At 56.6% G+C, this 16,019-nt stretch carries 11 protein-coding genes and 4 tRNA genes; 7 read left to right on the top strand and 8 right to left on the bottom strand.

Annotated elements, in window-relative coordinates; translation table 11 throughout:
* Positions 1-301 precede the first annotated feature (301 nt).
* Entirely contained in the window at positions 302-1,078 is a 777-nt protein-coding gene (locus tag BN1129_RS13155) for an SDR family NAD(P)-dependent oxidoreductase (protein ID WP_042037121.1), read from the bottom strand.
* Between the two features lie 176 nt (positions 1,079-1,254).
* Here BN1129_RS13155 and BN1129_RS13150 point away from each other — a divergent pair, with 176 nt between their 5' ends.
* Positions 1,255-2,169 (top strand): LysR substrate-binding domain-containing protein, encoded by a 915-nt coding sequence (locus tag BN1129_RS13150; RefSeq protein ID WP_042037119.1) that lies wholly within the window; start codon positions 1,255-1,257, stop codon positions 2,167-2,169.
* A 500-nt stretch (positions 2,170-2,669) separates the two neighbouring features.
* Here the strand turns inward: BN1129_RS13150 and gorA are convergent, their stop codons facing one another.
* From gorA to BN1129_RS13120, 5 genes are all read right to left on the bottom strand, one after another.
* Complete coding sequence (gene gorA / locus BN1129_RS13140; protein ID WP_042037115.1) at positions 2,670-4,019, bottom strand: glutathione-disulfide reductase; 1,350 nt, start codon at positions 4,017-4,019, stop codon at positions 2,670-2,672.
* Between the two features lie 76 nt (positions 4,020-4,095).
* Positions 4,096-6,063, bottom strand: a complete 1,968-nt coding sequence (locus BN1129_RS13135; protein ID WP_209418510.1) for an ATP-binding protein — start codon at positions 6,061-6,063, stop codon at positions 4,096-4,098.
* 121 nt (positions 6,064-6,184) lie between these two features.
* Positions 6,185-9,265: a multidrug efflux RND transporter permease subunit gene (locus BN1129_RS13130; protein WP_042037112.1), complete on the bottom strand. Its 3,081-nt coding sequence runs from the start codon at positions 9,263-9,265 to the stop codon at positions 6,185-6,187.
* Between the two features lie 15 nt (positions 9,266-9,280).
* Positions 9,281-10,387 carry an efflux RND transporter periplasmic adaptor subunit gene (locus tag BN1129_RS13125; RefSeq protein WP_042037110.1) on the bottom strand — a complete coding sequence of 369 codons (1,107 nt, stop codon included), beginning with the start codon at positions 10,385-10,387 and terminating at the stop codon, positions 9,281-9,283.
* Positions 10,384-10,974: a TetR/AcrR family transcriptional regulator gene (locus BN1129_RS13120; protein WP_042037108.1), complete on the bottom strand. Its 591-nt coding sequence runs from the start codon at positions 10,972-10,974 to the stop codon at positions 10,384-10,386. Before BN1129_RS13120 ends, BN1129_RS13125 begins: the two co-directional genes overlap by 4 nt.
* 257 nt (positions 10,975-11,231) lie before the next feature.
* Here BN1129_RS13120 and BN1129_RS13115 point away from each other — a divergent pair.
* The 5 genes from BN1129_RS13115 (at position 11,232) to BN1129_RS13095 (ending at position 12,392) form a co-directional block, all read left to right on the top strand.
* Positions 11,232-11,308, top strand: a tRNA-Arg gene (locus BN1129_RS13115).
* Between the two features lie 51 nt (positions 11,309-11,359).
* Positions 11,360-11,435: transfer RNA gene (locus tag BN1129_RS13110), tRNA-His, on the top strand.
* Positions 11,436-11,455: 20 nt separating this feature from the next.
* Positions 11,456-11,541, top strand: a tRNA-Leu gene (locus tag BN1129_RS13105).
* 75 nt (positions 11,542-11,616) lie between these two features.
* A tRNA-Pro gene (locus tag BN1129_RS13100) sits at positions 11,617-11,693 on the top strand.
* Between the two features lie 186 nt (positions 11,694-11,879).
* A complete protein-coding gene (locus BN1129_RS13095; RefSeq protein ID WP_042037106.1) occupies positions 11,880-12,392 on the top strand; it encodes an RICIN domain-containing protein in 513 nt (170 codons plus the stop codon).
* A gap of 28 nt (positions 12,393-12,420) precedes the next feature.
* Here BN1129_RS13095 and pyk read toward each other — a convergent pair whose 3' ends face one another.
* Positions 12,421-13,899 carry a pyruvate kinase gene (gene pyk, locus BN1129_RS13090; RefSeq protein WP_042037105.1) on the bottom strand — a complete coding sequence of 493 codons (1,479 nt, stop codon included), beginning with the start codon at positions 13,897-13,899 and terminating at the stop codon, positions 12,421-12,423.
* Between the two features lie 67 nt (positions 13,900-13,966).
* Positions 13,967-15,304, bottom strand: coding sequence for an MFS transporter (locus BN1129_RS13085; RefSeq protein WP_042037103.1), 1,338 nt, complete (start codon positions 15,302-15,304; stop codon positions 13,967-13,969).
* Positions 15,305-15,702: 398 nt separating this feature from the next.
* On the opposite strand from BN1129_RS13085, the gene BN1129_RS13080 reads away from it, so the two are divergent.
* Positions 15,703-16,019, top strand: a 317-nt coding sequence (locus tag BN1129_RS13080) for an extracellular solute-binding protein (protein ID WP_244463060.1), incomplete at its 3' end; no start/stop codon positions are given.

The following is a 16,019-nucleotide window of genomic DNA, read 5'->3' as shown; positions in this document are numbered from 1 at the left end:
TGGTGCTGTATGGTGAGTGCAATCAGAAGCGCTTCCCTATGCCTTGTTGCAGTCAGTTAAGCCGTTTTTTACTGCGTATTTATGTCATTGCATGGCCAGAAAGGCTTAGAGGTGAAACCGTTAGTTTGTCTCAATGCGGGCATCCAATATAGAGAGAGGGAGGCATTACGCCTCCCTCTCTTTTTGGCCCTTATACCACCCAGAGCGGGCTTCAATTGCACTTTTTTACCAGCCGTTCTCCTTTATGCGCCTCGGTGTCAATACTTACGGCGGATGACCCTTTCCATATGCTGCATCGTTATCAGGTGTTACGGCCGGCCATCACGCCACCGTCTATATCCCAGATGGCTCCAGTGACCCAGTCCGTCTTGTCAGAGAGCAGGAACGCTACGCTTTCGGCGATATCAACCGGCGTGCCCACACGGCCAATTGGATGGAAACTGTCGAAGCTGTTCATGACATCTTTCACATCGTCTTTCGGAATGAAGCCTTCGTAAATCGGCGTATACACTACTGCGGGCGAAACTGCGTTGACACGAATACCTTTACTGCCCAGTTCAATAGCCAAATTTTTGGTCATTGCGTGCAGACCTGCTTTCGCCATGGAGTAAGCGGAAGATGGTGTTGCGCCAACAGCCTGCTTCGCCCACATGGAACCTATATTGACGATTGCGCCCTTAATACCTGCATCAATCATATTGCGCACCACATCACGGGTAATGAAGAAGGTCGCGCGGTTAAGGTTCATGTACATATCGTAATCGGCAGTTTCATGCTCGGTAAATAGTTTCGGAAAGAACACACCTGCGGCATTCACCATCAGACTGATGTCTTTATGTTCAGCGTTTATGGTGTCTACTACATGCTGCATGCCTTCCTCTTTCATCAGGTCGGCAACAATGATGGATACCTGACCGTCTACCGCCAGTGCCTGATGTGCCTGCTCGGCTTTGTCCTGGCGATTACCGACCAATACTACGCTGCCGCCATTTTTCAGTACCAATTTCGCCGATTCGAAACCCATACCACTTGTACCACCGACCACTAACAGTTTTTTACCAGTAAAAGATGCGTTCATCGCTAACCTCTTTCAAATCATTTGATGTGTATTGATAAGAAAGTCTTCCTCTTATCGTGTTAGGCCAGCATGCCACTGCGAATCGCCATTAACGAATGAGAAGAAATTGCGACACGGAAAAGAAAATCTTTCTTTGTGGCGTATACTTGCTGACATAACGAATTAAGGAGTCAGTAATGAGATCGCTTAACCGACTGAAATGGCTACATGCTTTTGAAGCCACAGCCCGTCATGGCAGCTTTACGAGGGCAGCCCAAGAGCTGGGCGTCACGTCCGCCGCAGTAGGTCAGCTTGTCAGGTCGCTAGAGGACTGGGTCGGGTACCCGCTACTTCACCGTACCCGCACAGGTAAAGAGCGTCTGGCGCTGGTTGACGAAGCACGGGATGCTCTGCAGGACATCACTCAGGGATTGGACAAATTGGAAACCGGCCTGAACAAACTACGCGGCCGTCAGGCTCGCTCAGTTGTTGTGATTACTGCTTCTCAGGTTTTGGTAATGAACTGGCTGATGGATCGACTAAACCGGTTCTCAGAAACCCACGCAAACATCGATCTGCGGCTTAACGTGACGGAAAAGCTGATGGATGTCCAACATGGTGAGGCAGACATTGGTATTCGTTGCGGGCAGGGTGACTGGGCGGGCGTGAATAAAACCTGGTTGATGGATGAAGAGGCTGTACTGGTCTGCAGTCCGCATATCGTGTCGCCAGAAAAAATGACATGCGGTGAATGGCTCTCCACACAAAAGCTTATTCACGATGATACTTCACATCCAGGCGCTGATTTTCCATCTTGGGGAGATGTTCTGAGTGTATTGAATGCGCCCAAAGCGCGCGACAGCGGGCTGCATATTAACTCCACGTCTGCAGTTATCTTATCAGCACTTGGAGGCCGCGGTGTTGCTATTGTCCGCCATGCGCTTGTGAAAAGCCTTATTGAAACGGGGCAGCTCGCCCAGCTACACCCAGAGCATCGCTGGCCATTAAAATGGTCCTATTACGTGGTGACGCCACAAAAATCTGTCATACGCAGCGAAGTTAAAGTATTTCATGACTGGCTTATCCAAGATGTACTCTCCGAAAACATGTGATTTTTTTCCCAACGGGTTTCACGCACGTGCCGTGCACGCCAGCAAATACGACATAGAATTTCTTCTTCGAGCCGCAAGAATGTATGCGGTGTTGAAGTCCGTTGATCTTCTGATAATCACCTCCATCGAACGGTAAGCGCTTAAGCCTTATCCAGACAGTGCACACAAGGCGTACGTATTTACGATGTCATGTAACCTTTTCTTCTGAGGCGATAAATAAACGGAGATCTCAATGTTTCTAAATTGGAAGGTAATCCTCCCGACGTTATTGCACCAGCTGGCTGGTTATTGGTTGGCCATGGCGATCAGTTCGGGGATAAGGGCAGGCATTGAACTGGGCTTGGGCGACTCTACCTATTTTCGACTGATGCGGTTGTCGTGTGGCAAAGCCGGAGGATCCTGTTTCTTGGCAGTAGGATTTCCGGCTTTGCTTTGACAGTTCCCAGAGACTGGATTATTTCCAGCATTTCATGACATGTGAGGGTGGCTTTTCGACTCAATCACCTGAGAGTAACAAACTCTTCTGCGCTGGTGGGATGAATGGCCACGCAGTTGTCGAAGTCGGCCTTGGTGGCCCCCATCTTCATGGCCACGCCGAAGCCTTGCAGTATCTCGTCCATGGCAAAGCCGATACCGTGCAGACCGACCACTTTCTCTTCCGGCCCGATGCACACCAGCTTCATGCGGGTAGGCTGGCGATGTTGGGTCAGGGCCGAATACATGGCGGTGAACTGGCTGCGGTAGACCTTCACCTGGCTCTCGCCATACTCGGCGATGGCTTCCGGTTCGGTCAGCCCTATGGTGCCTATGGGTGGGTGGCTGAACACCACGGTCGGCACCAGATCGTAGTTGAGGTGCTCGTTCGGTTTGTTGTTGAACAGCCGCTCACTGAGGCGACGGCCGGCGGCCACGGCCACCGGGGTGAGCTGGATACGGCCCGTGTTGTCACCCACCGCATAGATGTTGGCGACGGAGGTGTTCTGGAACTTGTCGCTTGGGATAAAGCCCTTCTCGTCCAGCGCGATGCCGGCGGCAGAGAGGTTGAGATTGTCGGTGGCCGGAACGCGGCCTATGGCCCAAATCAGGCAATCGACGGTCAGGTGGCGACCATCTTCCAACTGCAGGGTCAGGCTGTCATCGGCGTTCTTGACCACCGCCTTGGGGATGGCGTGGGTGTGCAGTTTGGGCCCTTCCTGCGCCATGATTTCCACCAGAGTCTCGTGGATCATGGGGTCGAAGTTGCGCAGCGGCGCGTGCTTGCGCACCACCAGATGGGTCTCGGAGCCAAGTGCCTGCATCACGCCGGCGATCTCTACGGCTATGTAGCCGGCACCGACCACTGCAACCCGCTTGGGTTGGCTTTGCAGGTCAAAGAAACCATCGGAATCTATACCCAGTTCGGCACCGGGAATGGCGGGTATTTCGGGACGACCACCGGTGGCGATCAGGATATGATCTGCGGTGTACTGCTCGCCATTGACCTCGATCGTGTTGCTATTGACGAAGCGGGCGAATCCTTTGACGACAGTGATTTGATTCTTGCCCAGCACGTTCTGATAGGACTGGTGGATGCGGCCAATATAGGCCTGGCGGGACTCGACCAGTTTGGCCCAGCTGAAGTGGTTGAGTGTGGTGTCGAAGCCGTAGTCGGCGCCATATTTCAGGGCATCGGCGATCTGGCCGGCATACCACATGGCCTTCTTCGGCACGCAGCCTACGTTGACGCAGGTTCCACCCAACTCTTTTGCTTCAATCAGGGCGACTTTCTTGCCGTACATGGCAGCCCGGTTGGCCGAGGCGATGCCGCCGCTGCCGCCACCGATGGCGATATAGTCAAAATGCTGTGCCATTGCGAGGTTCTCCGCTCATTAAGAATGCAATCACAGCATGATGGGGATAAAGCGGCTGGCTCACAAGAGCCAGCGTTCAGTTATGTTGGATCGGCATACGGATATGGAACTGGGCGCCGTTGCCTGGCTCACTGACGCAGTTGATGCGGCCACGCAGCAGTTGTACCACCAGGTTGTAGATGATGTGGGTGCCGAGCCCGCTGCCGCCCTGGCCCCGCTTGGAGGTAACAAAGGGGTCGAAGATGCGCGGCAGTATTTCGGGCGGGATACCGCGGCCATTGTCGCTGTAGTCGATCATCAGATCCTCACCTTGCTGCTCCACCTTGATGGTGATCTTCTTCGGCTTGTCCCAGTCATCAAAACCATGGTTGATGGAGTTGAGGATCAGGTTGGAATAGATCTGGGTGAAGCTGCCGGGGAAGGAGAAGATCGACAGCTTGGAATCGCACTGGATGTCCACCTCGCACTGGGCCTTCTTCAGCTTGTGGCCGAGGGAAACCACCACCTGATGCAGGTTATCGGCGAGGTTGAAGTTGTAACGCGCCTCGGACGACTGATCGACTGCCACCTGCTTGAAGCTGGCAATCAGCTCCGAGGCGCGCCTCAGGTTGCCCTGCAGCAGCTGCATGGACTCGTCGAGATTGACGGTGAACTCGTTGAGATAGGAGCGGGAGAGCTGCTTGGAGTCGATGTGCAGCTTGAAGTCGGCCACCCGTTCCTGCAGATAGGAGGAGGCGGTCACACTGATGCCAATGGGGGTGTTGATCTCGTGTGCCACCCCGGCTACCAGCGATCCGAGGGAGGCCATCTTCTCCGATTCCACCAGGGTCTGCTGCGCCTGTTTCAGGTCGTCGTAGGCCTTGCCCAGCTGATTGTTGGCGTCGCTCAGGCTGCGGGTTCGCTCCACCACCTTGCCTTCCAGCTGTTCGTTGAGGGAGATGATCTCCCGCTCTACCTTCTTGAGGCGGGTGATGTCATAGCCGAACCCGATCAGGTACTTGAGGTTGAGGCCCTCGTAGAAGGGGGCAAAGGTCCACTGCAACACCAGCTCATGGCCCTGCTGGTCATACATGATGATCTCTTTGTCCTCAATGGATCCATGATCGGCCAGGATCAGAGCCAGCTCTTCACGCTGTTCCTGGCTGACGAACAGATCCAGCCAGCTGTGCTGCAAAATCTCCTGTTGGTGGTAGCCGGTCAGCAGTATGGCGGCCGGGTTGATGCTGGCGATGGTGAGGTTGGGTTCCATGCAACAGATGAGCATGTTGGCCGAGTTGATCAGGGTGGCGGAGAAGTCCCGCTCTTGTTGCAGCTGTTCCGCCGCCTGATGGCGCGCCGCAAATTCGTCGTTCAGCCGTGTTCGCATCTGGTTGAGGGTGGCGACCAGGGTATCCAGCTCATCGGGTTTCTTGCGGGGCAGGGGGCGCCCCTCCAGCGTCAGCTCGATGGCCAGCCGATCCAGATTGAATTTCTGGGCATAGGTGGCGATGCGGTTGAGGTGACGGACCACCAGATAGTAAATGATGAGCAGGATACAGAACGAGACCACCAGCGTCTTGATGGTCTGGGTGACCATGATGATCACGGATTTTTCGATCAGGCGTTGGTAGATCTGATCGAGGGAGGCGGCGACGAACAGCTTGCCGACCACTTCACCCTGATAGGTGAGATTGAATTCGCGGGAGATGTCATAGCTTTCACGCTCCACCCCCTGGATCAGCAACGGCACTTCCGAGTTGCCGAGCATCTCCTTGACCATCACGAACTGCATGTTGGGCAGGTTCATGATGCCTTCTATCTGTACCTTGACCTGCTCCTCGTCCAGGTTCCACAGACTGGCGGCGATGGGCTGCAGGAAGGAGGCTTCGATCTGGCCGATGCTGTCCTCAATGACGGCGACGTCCTTGCGGTAATCCCAGGCAAGTTGCAACACCGTAATGATCATCGCCAATACGGTACTGCACACCAGAATGTAGGAGAGCAGGCGGTATGAGAGCCCGTTACGGCCGATGGCCCTCGCGGTCTTGGAGAAAAGTCCTGACATGGCGTCCTTGCGGTCTGGAAATAATGCCATTTAGTTTAACTGCTTCATGTACTTATGTCGTGTGTCGTTAGTGGGATAAAAAAAGACCCCGAATCGGGGCCTTTTACATTCAAGTCGGTAATCAATGACTCCCTTTCGCCTTGGGCGGAATGGATTCATCAAACACAGGCAAGGGTTTGTGCTCGGAGGCCAGGTAGGTGTAAATCACCGGCAGCACGAACAGGGTGAAGATGGTACCGATCGCCAGACCGGCCACTATCACTATGCCTATGCTGAAGCGCTGGGCTGCGCCTGCGCCCGCCGCGTAGAGCAGCGGGATCAGGCCCGCGATCATGGCCGCCGTGGTCATCAGTATGGGGCGCAGCCGCACCTTGGCCGCCTGCATCACAGCTTGGGTCCGGTTCAGACCGTTCAGTAGCTGCTCCTCCTTCGCTACCTCACAGATCAGGATCCCGTGCTTGGTAATCAAGCCTACGAGCGTGATCAGACCCACCTGGGAGTAGATGTTCATCGTGGCCAACCCCCATGCTAGTGCAATCAAGGCGCCACTGATGGCAAGCGGGACCGACACCATGATCACCAGCGGGTCACGTACCGATTCGAACTGGATGGCCAGCACCAGGAAGATGATGGCCAGTGCCAGTGCGAAGGTGGCATAGAGGGCGTTGCCTTCGGTCACGAACTGGCGAGCCTCACCCATGAAGTCGTAGCGATAGCCTTGCGGCAGCTTCTCTTCGGCTGTGGTCTTGAACCAGTTGATCGCGTCCCCCATGGCCACACCCGGTGCCGGTACGGCGCCGATGGTGGCGGAGTTCAGCTGGTTGAAGTGGGGCAGGGCACGGGGCTCGCCCACGACTTCGATGTTGATAAGGCTACCCAGCGGGATGGATCTGCCGTCGGCCGCACGCACGTAGTAACCCTTCATGGATTCCGGGTTCATACGGTATTTGCGCTCGACCTGGGGGATCACCTCGTAGGAGCGGCCATCCAGGTCGATGCGGTTGACGTAACCGTCCGCCATCATGGTGCCCATGGTGATGCCTATGTCCTGCATGGTGATGCCGTAGGCACCTGCCTTGTCCTTGTCGATCTTGATCCTCATGGTGGCGGAGTCGTAGTTCAGATCGAGATTCGAATAGACGAACTGGCCATTGGCCTGGGTGGCCGCCAGCATCTCGCTGGCGATCAGGAACAGGCTCTCGAAGCTGTTCGGGGTGGTGATGACGAACTGGATCGGCAAGCCGCTCGATGCACCCGGCAGTTCAGGGAACTGGAAGGTGGTGATGGCCATCCCGGGGATGTCCTTCACCAGTCCGGCGACCCGATCCAGCACCTCTTTCTGGCTCGCTTCACGCTGGCTCCAGGGCACCATAGAGGCGATACCAAATGCCTGATTGGCGTTGAATACCCCGGAGAAGACCTGGGAGTAGGCGATTTCCGGCTGCTCATCCAGGATCTTGTTCACGTCCGCCATGGTGTTTTCGATGTAGTCCAGGTTGGCGTTGGAGGGCGCAGTACCCAGCACCGCCATGACGCCCTTGTCTTCCGCCGGTGCCAGCTCACTCGGGATGAACTTGAACAGCAGCGGCAGGCTGCCGAATACGATGACGGCGAACACCAGGACCACGATGCGCTTCTGCATTACGGCGTGCAGCATAGTGCCGTAGCGTTCTGTCATCCGATCCAGCAGGTGGTGCACAGTGCGCTCGAACTTGCCCGGCTGCTCGTTGGCTTTGAGCATCTTGGCGCACATCATGGGTGACAGGGTCAGCGCTATGATGCCGGAGATGAATACCGCTCCCGCCAGGGTCAGCGCGAACTCCTTGAACAGGGAGCCGGTGATGCCTCCCATCAGGGCGATCGGCGCATACACGGCGGCCAGGGTGGCCGTCATGGCGATAACCGGCACGGCTATTTCGCGGGTCCCTATGATGGCGGCCCGGAAGGGTTCCTCCCCCTGCTTGATATGGCGGTCGACGTTCTCCAGCACCACGATGGCGTCATCCACCACCAGACCGATCGCCAGCACCATGGCCAGCAGGGTCATCAGGTTTATCGAGAAGCCGAACAGGTCCATCATCATCACCACGCCGATGAGACTGAGCGGAATTGTGATGATGGGGATGATGACAGCCCGGAACGAACCGAGGAACAGGGTGATCACCACCAGTACGATGGCAGCCGCTTCCAGTATGGTCTTGATGACCTCGTGGATAGACTCGTTGATGGCAATGGTGGAGTCATAGAGCACGTTGACCTGCATGGTGCTCGGCATATTGCTCTTCAGGCTCGGCAGCAGTGCCAGCACATCGTGGGCAATGTTGATGGGGTTGGCCGTCGGGGCTGCGTTGACCGCCATGACCACGGCTTCGCGGCCGTTGGCACTGGCCCGGTAGATGTCGTGGCTCTTCTCCAGCGTCACCTTGGCGATGTCGGAGAGGCGGATCACATTGCCATCACGGGTGGCAACCACCAGTCGCCTGAGCTCCTCTATGTTGCTGACCTGGGTCTCGGCATTGCCGTTGAACAGCGTGAAGTAACCCGTCGCCTGACCGGTGGCCGACTGATAGTTGTTGCTGTTGAGCACCGTCATCACGTCGCTTGAGGTCAGGTTGAAGGCCGCCATCTTGGCCGGATCCAGCCATACCCGCAGGGCAAACTCGACACCGCCGTAGAGATCTACCTTGGACACGCCGCCCACGGTAAACAGCTGCGGCTTGATGACTCGCTCCAGATAGTCGGTGATCTGGCTGGAGTTCAGCTCCGGGCTGGTGAAGCCGAGGTAGAGCACCGCCGTGGTGGAGCCGGTGGAGGAGGTAACCGAGGGGTCTTCCGCCTCTTTCGGCAACTGGGAACGCACCGAGTTGACCTTGGCCAGTATGTCCGACAGCGCGGCGTTCGGATCCGTGTTCAGCTTCATGAAGGCCGTCACGGTGGAGCTGCCCAGCTGGCTGGAGGAGGTCATGAAGTCGATGTTGTCGGCTTGCGCCACCGCCTGCTCCAGCGGTTGGGTGATGAAGCCCTGGATCAGGTTGGCACTGGCACCGTAGTAGCTGGTGCTGACCGTGATCACCGTATTGGTGACCTCGGGGTATTCCCGCACCTGCATCTTGAAGATGGCCTGAAAGCCCAGCAGGGCGATCAGGAAGCTGAGCGAGATCGCCAGCACAGGCCGTTTTATGAATATGTCAGTAAATCGCATTGCAGATCTCCGCGCTTACAGCATCGGGGTTTGTGCCGGAACGGCCAGGGCATCATTTTCGACAACGCGCACCTTGGTGTCGTTGCTCAGGCGAACCTGGCCCGACAACACTATCTCGTCCCCGGCCTTGATACCGGACAGCACATGTACGTCATTGCCGCGACGTTCTCCCGCCTTGACCACGACCTGCTTGGCCCGTCTCATGCCGTCCACCTCGTGGATGACATAGACGTTTTCGCCATACAGAGTAAAGGTGATGGCCGATTGCGGTATCACAATCTGCTCTTTCACCGTGGGCATTATGATGCTGGCGCGGGCAAACATGCCGGAACGGAGCTGACCCTCGTTGTTCGGGATGTTAGCCTGTACCTGGATCAGGCCGCTCTGGTAGTTGACGGCCGGTTCGATGGCGGTGATGTAGCCGTCAAACTGGGTCTGGGGATAGGCATCCACGTTGATCTTGATGATCTGGCCCAGGGTGATGTTCGAGATGTCGGTCTGGGGCACGGTAAAGCGCAAACGCATCACTTTGGTGTCTTCCAGCCGCACTATATCGGTACCCGGTTGCAGGTACTGGCCGAGGAAGACGTTGCGCAGGCCGACCACACCGCTGAAGGGGGCGCGGACTTCACGGCGGGCTATGGTCGCCTTCAGGCTCTCTATATCGGCTTCCAGCGAGCGGTAGCTGGCTTCGGCATCATCCAGCTGATCCTTGGAGATGGAGCTCTTCTTGAAAAGGTTCTGGAAGCGCTCGTATTTGGCGCGTGCCGCCGGCAGCTTGGCCTGGGAGGCTCGCAGATTGGCCTTCTCCACACTGGAGTCCAGGCTCAGCAGCAGCTGCTCCGCCTTGACCGGCTTGCCGGATTCGAAGGTGATGGCATCGATGGTGCCCGCCAGCTCGGTGGACAGTGTCACCCCCTGGTTCGGTTCGATGAAGCCGATCGCTTCTATGGTCGGTACCCAATCCTGCGCCTTGGTCACCATGGAGGTCACCGGGAACTCGGGTTCAGGCCGGTTGGCCATGAACTCTGCAATCTTCTTCTGCTTGAACATATTGAAGCCGATGACGCTGCCAAACAGGGCAAGCGCTATCAGCAACATGATGGCCATCCACTTTTTCATGAACAGGCTCCTGAGGTCGAAAAATGGGGGTTTAAAATGGCATTCCAGCTAGCCATGATGACGGCTTCCAGCTGTTCTTGCGTTAGTTCAAAGTGATGAACCTGGCGTTGCAACGCCAGACTTCCCACGCAATCCAGGCTCAGCACCTGCAATGCCCGGACGGGTAGATCGATAAACAGACCTTGTTCACGTCCCCGTTCGAAGAAGCGATCCAGAGGTGCCCAGGCGGCTATGATGACCGGGTCTTTCTCCAGTTCGGCTCCCAGTGGAGAGCTCTCATACTGCAGCTTGCATTTGAGCGCGTTGGGATCGTCGGCAAAAATGGCGTGGATGTTGAGCCACAATCGCCGAAATTGCTGAAACGACATCTCCTCTATCTGCACCCCTTCCATGACCAGTGGATGACACTGGAGTATGGTGTGCTGATAGAGCTGGCGGATCAGATCATCTTTGTCGCTGAAGTAGCGATAGATGGTACCCGCCGCGACCTTGGCTTTCTTGGCCACCATGGCAATGGATAGCCCGTGGAAACCCTGCTCGCCAAGTATTTCATGCGCCGCATTGAAAATGCGTTCTTTCTTGTCCATGACTCAATTATCGCAACGGCTGAATGAACGTTCATTCATTTTAGGGTTGCCTTGAGGCAAGTCAAGTGCTGCTGCGCGCTTGGCCACTCTTGTGGGGGGATAAAGTAACAGTCGAGGACTGGATCCAGCCTGAATGAAGGAAAAATGGCATAAAACAGTCATAAGCGATGGAAAAACAAGCGGTTGATTCAAGGCAGGAAAAAAAGTGTAGACAAGTATGCTCCCATCATCAATAATGCGCCCCGTTCGACAGCGTAGCGCCCGTAGCTCAGCTGGATAGAGCGCTGCCCTCCGGAGGCAGAGGTCACAGGTTCGAATCCTGTCGGGCGCACCATAAAACGTGCGCCAGTTAAACGGGCGTTGTTGTGGAACGAAAACAGCTGTGGTGGCTGTAGCTCAGTTGGTAGAGTCCCGGATTGTGATTCCGGTTGTCGTGGGTTCGAGCCCCATCAGCCACCCCATTTTACAGCTTGTCAGGTATGCGAAGGTGGCGGAATTGGTAGACGCGCTAGCTTCAGGTGTTAGTGCCCCCCGGGTGTGAGGGTTCGAGTCCCTCTCTTCGCACCATACTTGCTGTATGACGAGGATGATCAAACGTGATTGTCTTTGTGCTTTAGAGTACTTAAGTAAAGAAAATTGTCTCGGTGATTAGCGCAGCCCGGTAGCGCATCTGGTTTGGGACCAGAGGGTCAAAGGTTCGAATCCTTTATCACCGACCATATTCAGAAAAACCTCGCTTAGGCGGGGTTTTTCGCTTTCTGGCGTTTGCCACCTCTCCTTTCGTTACTTCTTGTCACGTCTGTTTACACTTCTGTTGGCACTTTCTCGCCGCGGCTTCGGGTATGCTGGGCCCCAGACCCGCAGCAAGTGGGCATCATTGAACACATTTCAGGCCAACATGTCATATGCACCCTAATCTCGTTCGCGTCAGCACGCTGGCGCTTGTTGTCGTGACCCTCTGCGGTTGTTCGTTCAAACCCAAGCCGGATGAGATCCTGATGGGCGCCGTGCCCAGGCAGGCTGCCAATGCCCCCTCCACCCTGGTGACCAGCGGTGGTTTCTGCGTGGCATTAAATACCCGGGATCAACTGATCACCCAGCCTTGCGACCAGACTGCCCGCCAGCAGTTCAGCTGGGATGCCGGCGCCTTGCAGCTCCAGCAGCGTTGTCTGGTGGCCAAAGAGGGGAATGATCTCGTCATGACGGAGTGTCAGGACGAGAGTCGTCAATGGCAGTGGCAGGCGGATCGCCTGTTCAACAGCAAGGTCGAGCTATGTCTGGACGTCGCCGGGCGCCGTCACAAGCCCGGCACACCGCTGCGGCTGGCGGAGTGTTACGGCGGCGCCAACCAGAGCTTCGAATGGAAGAGTGAAACAAGTGTTCTGGATCAGCTGAACCTCAAAAGCCTCATCTGGTGAGGCTTTTGAGGTAGAAGAGTGGCTCCCCTCAGTGTGAATGAGCGGCAGTGATGGGGTGTTCTGGCCGGTGTATCGTAACGGGCAATGGCACCAGGCGACAGACATCCTCATGGCCAGACCCCTCGAGCGAGTCGAGGCGACTGATCAGCAGGGAGTGGATCCCCTTCAGCTGATCGGCCCGGTGCAATGTGTCTATCAGCTGGCTGTGATGGTGCTGGGGGTCGCTATCCAGATAGTGGATCGGCCTGACGCCGCGCAAAATCGCCATTTGATTGAGCAGCTGGCCGTTGTCTGACAGTGCCCAGATAGGGTTGTTGAGACCGCCCCGTGAGATGGCGATGACCGCATCTCCCCGGCGGGTCAGTACGGCGATACCACAGGCGCTGTCCTGGCTGAAGGCGGAGGTCATGGCGGCCAGTGCCATACAGTGGCCGGACTGCTCTGTCTGGCTGGTGCCCCTGCGCCAGCGTGGTGGTATGGGCTCCATCTCCTGTTCGGCTCCCAGTGCGATGCGGGCCATGGCCTCGACCGCTGCTACCGGATAGAGCCCAGCCGCCGACTCGGCCGACAACATCACCGCATCCGTCCCATCCATGACCGCGTTGGCCACATCCAGTACTTCGGCCCGGGTGGGCATGGGGTTGCCGATCATCGACTCCAGCATCTGGGTCGCTGTGATGACGGGGCGACCGAGCGCGCGGCAGCGCTTGATCAGCTTCTTTTGTACGCCGGGCAGTCTGGCATCCCCGATCTCCACCCCCAGATCGCCACGGGCCACCATGATGATGTCGGCGGCGTGGATGATCTCGTCCATGGCCTCGACCGAGGCGACCACCTCTGCCCGCTCGACCTTGGCGACGATGGCCGCCTTGCTGCCGGTGGCACGAATGAGTGCCCTGGCCTCGTCGAGATCGGCGGCACAGCGGGGAAACGAGATGGCCACGAAGTCGGCGTCGAGTTGACGGGCAGTCAGGATATCTTCCCTATCCTTGGCGGTCAGCGCCGGGGCGCTGAGGCCGCCGCCCAGCACATTGATGCCTTTGCGATTCGACAATATGCCGCCTACCAGCACGCGGGTCGTGATGTGCATCCCCTCGATCTGTTCCACCCTGAGCTGGATACGGCCATCGTCCAACAGCAGGATATTACTCGGGTACACCTCGTTCACCAGCGCCGGGTAGTCGATCCCGACCCGATATTGGTCGCCCTGCCTGTCATTGAGCTCGGCATCGAGTACGAAGGATTCTCCCGTCTGCAGCTGGATGCTGCCCGCGGTGAAGCTGGCTATGCGGATCTTGGGGCCCTGCAGATCCACGAGAATGCCGATGTGGGTATTGAGGCGCGCCGCCGTGGTGCGGATCAGTGCTGCCAGTGCCAGGTGTTGCGCCGGACTGCCGTGGGAAAAGTTCAGCCTAAAGACGTTGGCTCCCGCCAGGATCAGCTGCTCCACCATGGTGGCGGAGGAGCTTGACGGGCCCAGGGTGGCGATGATTTTGGTCTTGCGCATGGGGTTCTCCTGTTGTGACAACAAAGTAAAAGGGTGGTCACCAGACCACCCTTTTCTTGGGCATGTATCAGTAGTTGACAACTTTCTTGGCGTTCCACACCGTCAGCGCTAGCAGCATGGAGACCACCGAGGCTCCCAGCCAGAAGTACTGGGCACTGCTGAAGTCATAGTGGGTTACGCCATCGATCACGCTGGTCTTGATCAGCGCGGAGGAGACCAGCTCTTGGCCGGAGGCGGCGATGTAGGAACAGAGGCCTATGAATCCCTTCACGGCGCCCACGGCCGTTTTGGGCATCAGGTCACAGGCGGTCAGGCCGGCCAGGAACACCACCAGACCACCGATAGCAAAACCGATCAGGGCGAGGGCGACCGCGTCCATCATGCGGCTCTGCGGGCCCCAGAACATCAGGCACATGCCGGCTATGTTGGCCAGACCGTACAGCAGAGTCGGGATGTGGCGGTTGGCGTTGAAGATCTTGTCAGAGATAACCCCGGCCAGGATGGCACCGAGGAAGCCGGCGATGGGGTAGGCCGACATGGCGAAACCGGCATCGATCAGGCTGTAACCTTTCTGTTCTTGCAGGTAGAGCACGGCCCAGGAGCTCATGGCGTAGCGGGACATGTACATGCAGGCGCAGGCTGCGGCGATGAGCCAGACGGTGGGCTGCTTGAGGATGAACAGCTGGGCGCGGCGGATCTCGGCCGGCTCCACTTTCTTGGCGATTTCGGCCTGCTCACCAAAGGCGACAGCGGGCTCCGGCAGGGCATAAGTCTGTGGGCGATCCTTCAGTACCAGGAACATGCACAGAGCCGCAATCAGAGAGGCAATACCTGCCCCGATAAAACCTGCTTGCCAACCGAAGTAGCTGACGACGGTGGCGGTCAGGATCCAGGAGATACCTTCCCCTATGTTGCGTGATCCACCCCATATCGAATAGACGGAACCCCGTTGCTTGGGTGAGAACCACTGGAAGATGGAGACGCAGGAAGGCGCCGAGCCAACGGATTGGAACCAGCCATTCAGACCCCACATCAGTACCAGAAAGAAGGTCGCGGTGTTCATACCCATCAGGATGGTACAGATGGATGACAGTCCCAGGGAGACCGACATGAAGCGGCCTATGTTGGCGTAATCGGAGAGGAAGCCATTGGAGAACTTGCCGACGGCGTAGGTGAACAGGAAGGCGGAGCCTATGACCCCCAGTTCCTCCAGCGTCACTATGCCGGCATCCAGCAGGGGTTTCTTGACAACATTAAGACTCATTCTGACCACGTAAAACATGGCATAACCCAGCACCAGTCCCAGGAAAACCTGCCACTGGTACTTGCGGTAAATGGAGCGGATTTTATCGGGCGAGGCATCCATGACCGGCAAGTCTGCTCGCGTCTTGAAAAAGTTGAACATGTCGTTCTCCGTTTATATGTGGCAGCATGGTTTCAGAGGAAGTTCTGATAGCGGTTGCCATCATATGAAGGGAGAATTTCAGGCGGCAAAATGTCAGATATGGGTCAACACTGACTCAACCATAAGGGGGTCATGAGTCAAAAGTGACATATTCAGACTGTCCTATCGATATTCAATGAATAACAATAGTGATCCCGACAGGGCGATATGAGTCAGAACTGGCTCACCCCCCCATTTAATAAAATATTATCATGTGCCGAATATTAGATGTGCAGCACATAATCTGACATTGATAGCGAGCCGACAGACACCCTATGCCACTATTTTGCCGACTGATTCCCCTCTGCTTGGTCGTGGTGATGTTGCCATTCAGATCCATTCAGGCCGCGTCATTGACCGTGCTTACCTCCTTCTCGGAGACGCCGGTCAGGGCGGTGATCGACGGTTTTGCCGAACAATATCCGGAAATCCGGGTCGAGGTTATTTATCGGCGTACCACTCCATCCTTGCGATTATTAACGGAGGCGGATGCGCCTCCCGTTGATATTATCATGTCATCGTCGCCGACTTTTTTTAACACGCTGGATAAGGCGGGTTTGCTGGCCCCCTTGCCGAACGCCACTATTCCCCCAGACTGGCTGAATCCGCATACCCTGGGATTAAGTAATAAAGTGGCGGTCGTCGGATATTCCAGCAGCGGTATCATGTATAACCG

The organism is Aeromonas popoffii, from assembly GCF_000820025.1.
In the GTDB taxonomy this organism is placed as follows: Bacteria; Pseudomonadota; Gammaproteobacteria; order Enterobacterales; family Aeromonadaceae; genus Aeromonas; species Aeromonas popoffii.
This window is presented reverse-complemented; position numbering and strand designations above follow the sequence as displayed.

Coding starts and splice junctions, on each gene's coding strand:
- BN1129_RS13130 (WP_042037112.1), bottom strand. CDS start 9,265: ATGCGATTTACTGACATATTCATAAAACGGCCTGTGCTGGCGATCTCG.
- BN1129_RS13095 (WP_042037106.1), top strand. CDS start 11,880: ATGCACCCTAATCTCGTTCGCGTCAGCACGCTGGCGCTTGTTGTCGTG.
- gorA (WP_042037115.1), bottom strand. CDS start 4,019: ATGGCACAGCATTTTGACTATATCGCCATCGGTGGCGGCAGCGGCGGC.
- BN1129_RS13135 (WP_209418510.1), bottom strand. CDS start 6,063: ATGTCAGGACTTTTCTCCAAGACCGCGAGGGCCATCGGCCGTAACGGG.
- BN1129_RS13085 (WP_042037103.1), bottom strand. CDS start 15,304: ATGTTCAACTTTTTCAAGACGCGAGCAGACTTGCCGGTCATGGATGCC.
- BN1129_RS13155 (WP_042037121.1), bottom strand. CDS start 1,078: ATGAACGCATCTTTTACTGGTAAAAAACTGTTAGTGGTCGGTGGTACA.
- pyk (WP_042037105.1), bottom strand. CDS start 13,899: ATGCGCAAGACCAAAATCATCGCCACCCTGGGCCCGTCAAGCTCCTCC.
- BN1129_RS13120 (WP_042037108.1), bottom strand. CDS start 10,974: ATGGACAAGAAAGAACGCATTTTCAATGCGGCGCATGAAATACTTGGC.
- BN1129_RS13150 (WP_042037119.1), top strand. CDS start 1,255: ATGAGATCGCTTAACCGACTGAAATGGCTACATGCTTTTGAAGCCACA.
- BN1129_RS13125 (WP_042037110.1), bottom strand. CDS start 10,387: ATGAAAAAGTGGATGGCCATCATGTTGCTGATAGCGCTTGCCCTGTTT.